General features: G+C 67.9%; 5 protein-coding genes. 3 read left to right on the forward strand and 2 right to left on the reverse strand.

Annotation, left to right across the window (positions count from 1 at the left end):
• The 3 genes from VF794_RS08660 to VF794_RS08670 all read left to right on the forward strand — a co-directional run.
• Positions 1–537 (forward strand): imm11 family protein (locus tag VF794_RS08660; protein WP_331108711.1); only part of this gene is annotated, 537 nt, incomplete at its 5' end.
• Positions 538–962: 425 nt separating this feature from the next.
• On the forward strand, positions 963–1,214 hold the full coding sequence (locus VF794_RS08665; RefSeq protein ID WP_331108712.1) for a hypothetical protein: 252 nt from the start codon (positions 963–965) through the stop codon (positions 1,212–1,214).
• 389 nt (positions 1,215–1,603) lie between these two features.
• Entirely contained in the window at positions 1,604–3,451 is a 1,848-nt protein-coding gene (locus VF794_RS08670; protein ID WP_331108713.1) for a hypothetical protein, read from the forward strand.
• Between the two features lie 100 nt (positions 3,452–3,551).
• Here the strand turns inward: VF794_RS08670 and VF794_RS08675 are convergent, their stop codons facing one another.
• Together VF794_RS08675 and VF794_RS08680 are read right to left on the reverse strand one after the other, a co-directional pair.
• On the reverse strand, positions 3,552–5,807 hold the full coding sequence (locus VF794_RS08675) for a family 1 glycosylhydrolase (protein WP_331108714.1): 2,256 nt from the start codon (positions 5,805–5,807) through the stop codon (positions 3,552–3,554).
• Between the two features lie 241 nt (positions 5,808–6,048).
• On the reverse strand, positions 6,049–6,266 hold a 218-nt coding region (locus VF794_RS08680), incomplete at its 5' end, for a hypothetical protein (RefSeq protein ID WP_331108715.1).

A 6,266-nucleotide genomic window follows, 5' to 3' on the forward strand; every position in this document is an offset into this window, starting at 1 on the left:
CACGCCGCCGGGCGGTGGCACCTGAGTGCTCCCGATATGGATGAAGAGGGACGGGAGGTAGACCCCTGGCAATTCAAGGATGGCGTGCTCCTCGAGGTGAACGCAGCGCCAGTCCTCCGCATGCTTCGCCCCGGTCGAGCCCTCGACTTCAGCATGACCGGACTCACGGTGCCGCTGCTCCATGGCCGCGTCGTCTCTCTCCTCGAGCGTCTGAGCCTCCAGCAGGAAGTACAGTTCATACCGACACGCGTGGAGGGATTCTCCGAGCCCTACTTCCTTCTCAATGCCCTCCGCATCATCCGCTGCATCGATGATGCCCGCTCCGAGGAGGTGCTCTACTGGCGCCCCGAGGACAACCGCCCGGACAAGTCGGGCCAGTACCGGAATGTCCGAGGCTTGAGGGTAGACCCATCGAAGGTGGGAGGAGCCAGCATCTTTCGCCCCTGGGGCTGGACAGTGGCGCTCATCGTCTCCGAGCGCATCAAGCAGGCCCTGGAGAGCGAGGGCGTTACTGGTACCCGGTTCACGGAAGTCTGATGGGCTCCTGGAGGAGCCGCCGTCAGGCCGCGAGCGCCTCGGCGATGCGTTCCTTCTGCACGTCGACGAAGTCCTTTTCGAGCAGCCAGAGCCGGGTGCCCTCGGAAAGGCGCAGGTACATGGCGCGCGCAACGCCAAGGGTCCGCTGGGAGTCCCGGGTCCACTCGTGTTGCTTCGCGAGAGTATCGAGGGCGTGCTCGGACGACCGGGCGCGCTCTGCCCAGCGTTCGACGTGCTCGGACGCGGCGAGGAAGTCGCTTCTCCCTGAATTGGGTGATGGCCCGCAGAATCTCGGCCTGACTCCCGCTGTGGGTGCCGCCCTGGCGCAGCACCCTGGTCTCCGTATAGGGCAGGGCGTGGGGCCAGTAGATCTCGACGGTCTTCTCGGCCTGCTGGCGCGAGGTGAGCACACTGGGCGGAGCACCGTGCTGGGTCGTCTGCTCCAGGCAGAGGTCCAGCAGCGCGATGAAGAGCGCGTACTTGTAGGTCGCGGAGAAGCTCCCCTCCGCCAGCAGGCCGAGAATCCTCTCGGCCAGGGCGACGGCATCTCGAGGGGGCTTGAGTCGCGCCATCCCGGTCACCCGAAGACGGAGTCCACCCGCCTCTTCATCTCGTGGTTCTCGTTGAGCCAGTCACGGGGGCCGGACTTCGAGGTGACGGAGAAGGACATGGGGTGACCCTGGGGTGGTGTTTCCCCAGATTATGAGAGTCCGTGACACGGAGACGAATCCCCTCCGTGAGGCGCACTGCGTCATGCCTGGAACGTCCTCGCGTCCGGAAATTCCAAATTAAATCGGGCGGCCCGGAAATGGGGGGCCCGACCGCCGGATCCACCGTGCGCGCGGGGCCTCGATTTTGACCTCCCATGCGCTTTGTATGGGACGCGGTGCGGGCACGCTCCACTCGCGAGCCGCGCCGTGGGGGTGCTCGGGTGCCCACGCAACCTATTGAAACCATTGTTTCTTGGCGCCCAAGAAAGGGGGCCGCGACACAACCGCCAGCGGTGGGCTCCGAGAATGAGTGCAAGTCGTCTCACTCATTCCGCTTCGCGCAGGAGTTCGCGCCCATGTCCACCATCCGCTCCTCTTCCAGCCCCATCAATCACAACTCCTACTCCCGTCCGGACGCCGCCGCTGGCGCCCCCGCGGGTGGGCCGTCCCCGGCCGCCTCGAACACCACCGCCACGCCGGCCGAGGCGAACCGGTACGACGCGTTCGCCCAGAGCGGGTTCGATGCCGGCACCCAGCAGTCCGCGCTGGCCACGACGTCCAGCTCCTACCAGCGGCCGCTCGTCGCGACGCCGCCCGCGCCTCCCGTGACGGCGACGGCGACCCCTCCGGCGCCCCAGCCCCAGGTCAACCCCCAGCACGCGCAGCTCGACGCGATGAAGAACATGTCGCTCCAGGAGAAGAAGGACTTCCTGAAGCAGTTCGGCGTCAGCGAGAAGCACCTGAAGAAGGCCAAGCCGCACGAGATCGAGAACGCCTTCAACCAGATCGTCGATCAGATGAAGACGCCTGGTGATGCGAAGCTCAAGTTCAAGATCGCCGGCAAGAAGTACGAGGCGAAGATCCACCTCGACCCGACCAAGGGCGAGCTCGACATCAGCATCAAGCAGAAGAAGGGCTTCTTCGGCAAGGTGTTGGACGGCATCAAGAAGTACGGGCAGATCGCGCTGTCCATCGCGAGCTTCATCCCCGGGCCCATCGGTGTCGCCGCGCGCATCGCCAGCGCGGTCATCAGCGCCATCGGCGCCTTCAAGAAGGGTGACATCCTCGGTGGCCTGGCCGCTGCCGCGGGCGCCCTGGCGGGTGGGGCGAGCGCGCTGGCCGGCAAGGCGGTCTCCGGTGTCGCCAAGACGGTGGCCACCGTGGCGAGCGTCGTCGAGAAGGGCGCGACGGCCGCCAAGGGTGTCATCGAAGGCATCAAGAACAAGAACTGGGGCTCGGTCCTCACCGCGGTGGCCACTGGAGCCGCGGGTGCGGCGGGCGCGCTGGGCGCGGGTGCCCAGAAGCTCGCCAACACGATGAACGACGTGGCCACGTGGGCCACCCGCGGCAACACCGCGCTTCAGGTCGCCGCCGCCGCCAAGAACGGCGACATCATCGGCGCGCTGAGCGCTGGCTCCGAGCTCGTCTCGGGCATGGCTCCCAACAGCCGCGCGGCGGACACCTTCCAGCGGCTCGCGTCGAATGCGTCGATGGCGCAGTCCGCCTTCAACGCCATCAAGCGGGGCGATGTGCTGGGCGCGGTCTCGGCGGGTGCGGATTTCGCGGCGTCGCAGACCAAGGACGGCACCAAGGCCGACAACACCCTCAAGGATGTCTCGAAGTACGCCTCGGTGGCGAACAAGGCGAAGAATGGGGATGTGCTCGGGGCCATCGCCGAGGGCGCCTCCCACGCCGCCAGCCGCAAGGGCGAGGGCACGAAGGGCCAGAACACCTTCAACGACATCGCCAGCTACGCGCAGACGGCCAACATCGTCCGGAGCTCGGTGCTCAGCGGTGACTACATGGGCGCGGCGCAGGAACTCGCCACCTTCGCGGCCGGTGAGGTGAAGGACCCGAAGGCGAAGCAGAAGCTGGAGAAGGCGGCCGAGATCTTCCAGGGCGCCAACGTGGTGGAGAACGCCATCCAGTCCAAGGACTACCTGGGGGCGGCGAAGGCGGCGGCGGCGCTGGCCGGCAAGCTCTCCGGCAATGGCGAGACGAATGGCGCGACGAAGCTGCTGGCCGCGGCCGAGGACGTCCGCACCGCGGTGGGCTCGTCGAAGCTGAAGGACATCCTCGCGTCGCTCGACAAGCTCCGCAAGACGGTCAAGGAAGTGACGCACGAGACGCACAAGAGCGCTCTCCCGGCGCTCACCGCTGGTGACGACCTCGCGGCGGCCAGGCGGCGCGCGCTCATCGCCTAGGATGGCGGCGTAGACCCGAAGACGAACGAGTACCGGGGCTGGGAGTCGCTGAGGGTTCAGCGGCTCCCAGCCCCGTTTTCAATGTCCCTGGTGTGGTTCTTCAGCCCCAGGCTTCCGACTGCCTGTGGGTCATCCTCTGCACGCGGCGCTCCCTCACGTAGCGCCGGAGGGCATCCTCGAGCGTGGGCATGAGGCCGCCGCGCTCGCTACCCAGGACGCTGTAGCGCGGGCGCCGCGCCGTCCGTCCGAGCGAATAGGCGGGACGTGGCTCGAGGCTTCCGGAATCCATGTCGGCGAGCATGGCGGCGCGCCTGGCGAGGGCGATCCAGGTGGTGGCACCCTGGTTGGCGAGGTGCCACACCCCCTCCTCACGGTCGATGAGCAGGTCGAGCACCGTGTGCACCAGATCCACCACGTAGGTGGGGGAGACGAGTTCGTCGTCCGCCACCACCACGCGCCTTCCCTCGTCCAGGGCCCGCAGGGTGGAAGTGATGAAGTTGGCGTCGTCCCAGGGACCGAAGAGGGCGCTGGTTCGGATGATGAGTGCCTGGGGCATGACCTCGCGTACCCGCGTCTCCATCTCCGCCTTGCTGCGCCCGTAGACGCCGAGCGGCGCCACCGGGTCGCTCTCCACATAGGGCTTGTGCAGGAGGGCATGGCTTCCATCGAAGACGAGGTCCGAGGAGAAGGTGACCAGTTGCACGCCGTGGCGAGCGCAGGCCCCCGCCAGCCTCGCGGGCGCGACGGCATTGGTGAGCAGGCACTGCTCCGCCTCGCGCTCGGCCTCGTCCACGCGCACGTAGCCGGCCGCGTTCACCACCGCCCACGGCTTGAGTCTCCTCAGCACGGAGTCCACCGCGTGCGGGTCCGTGAGGTTCAGCTCGGAGCGGGTGAGCAGGTGGTAGGGGATGCCACGGACGTCACACAGCCTCGCGAAGGCGTGGCCGAGCGTGCCGGTGGCCCCGAGGATGACGAGCGGCCGGCAGCCGCGGTCCTCCATGTCGAGGCCCGGCCCCACGGGAGCGCGCGCATAGGAACGGCCCTCGACGGGCGGGTGGACGATCCGGTCCGGCCGGTGCCACCACCCTGGCATCTGGAGGAGCGGGTCATCGTCCCGCGTGCGGCCCGCCGCCAGGTCTCGCATCAGATGGGCCAGGGCGGTGGGGCGTGGCCGGGGCGCCCGCACATCGAAGGGGCCGGGCTCGTAGAAGCCCTCCACGCGCGACACCAGGATGTTCCAGTCGAAGGACCCCAGCAGGGACCAGACCGTCACCGCCCGGACATCCACGCCCTCGTGGCGCATCCGGCTCGCCGCATCCCAGAACTCCTTGAGCCAACGCACCTGCTCATCCCGCGTGGAGCCGAGGTGGGCCTCCGTCACCGCGACGGGCAGCCGGTAGCGCTCCCAGGTCTCGCGGATGATCCGGTCCACCCCGATGGGGATGTCCAGCCGTGCGCGGACGGCTTCCATGTCCGCGTAGCGCACCCCCTCCTCGTCCATGTGCGCGCGGGCCGGGTAGTTGTCGAGCCGCTCGTCGAGGTAGCGGTCACTGCTCGCGTAGTGGTTGATGCCCACCACATCCGGCGGACAGGGGTTCTCGAGGAACCACTCCAGCTCGGCCTCGCCAATGCCCCACTGGAGCATGTGGCCATGAAGAGGGTGCTCCCGGTCCAACCGTCCGCAGAGCAGGTCGAGCGACAGCCATCGGCGCTGGTTCTGGAACTCCGCCAGTTGCGCGAGGGCGGGTGTGCTGTAGCGCCGGCCGAGGTCCTCGGTCTGGATGAGCTGGGCGCGCGGGTTGACGGTGCGAATGGCCTTCATGGAGAGCACGACGGCCCGGCACTCGGTCACCAGCGCACGCGCGAAGGTGGGGTGGTCCTTGCCGTGCGGATACCAGACACCGTAGAGCCCGCTGAAGCGCGCCGTGGTCACCGGCTCGTTGACGGGGGTGTAGGCATCCACCCACGGGTAGCGCTCGGCCACCCGGAGGGCGAAGTCCGCGAGCCCGGTGGCGAAGGAGTCGTGCATCAGGCTGGTGTGGCGCGGCCCGCTGCCGTGGTGCGTCAGCCCCACGATGGGGCGGATGTTCAGCTCCCGCAGGCCTCCGAGCCGCTCGTCCGCCCACGTCCAGTCGATGTTCTCGAAGCTGTCGGGCGCCACCCGCTCCCACAGCACCGGATAGCGGATGGCCCGGATGCCCAGGCCCGCGAAGAGGTGGAGATCGCTCACGCGCGTGGCGTGGCCGTTGCGTTCCATCTGGTCGAAGAACACGTCTCCCACGCGGTTGACGGTGCATTCGAGGCCACCCCAGAGTTCGAGCCCTTGGGAATCCTTGGCGTTGGGATGTGATGACATGGGCTGTGTCCTCCGAGTTGCACGGGCAATAGGAATGAGCAGCAGGCGGCTCACGCAGGTGCGGCCGGTTCGCGCACGCACCGGGGCCCCGAGCGTGGGACTGCTCTCCGCCCGGAACCTTGCTCCTTAAACTGGGGTCGTGGAGGCCTGTTCTGAATTGGTCGACGGGTCAATGAACCGGGGGCCCTGTCACCCCGCGTCGAAGCGCTCGACGCGGGGAGGGCCGCACCCTCTCCGCTCGTCAATGGGGATGCGGGTCATCCAGGATCGAGGCACCGTTGGTCGTGAGCGACTTGCCCTCGCGCCAGAGCAACTCCTCGATGCGGTGGAGGAGCTCCGTCAGCCCCTCGCCCGTCTTCGCGCTGATGGCGATGCCGTTCTCCCGGGCCTGCGAGGTGAGGTAGGCCATATGCCCTTCCATTCCCTCGTCCAGGAGGTCGCTCTTGTTGTAGACGAGCA

This window comes from Archangium sp., assembly GCF_036389735.1.
Classification (GTDB): domain Bacteria; phylum Myxococcota; class Myxococcia; order Myxococcales; family Myxococcaceae; genus Archangium.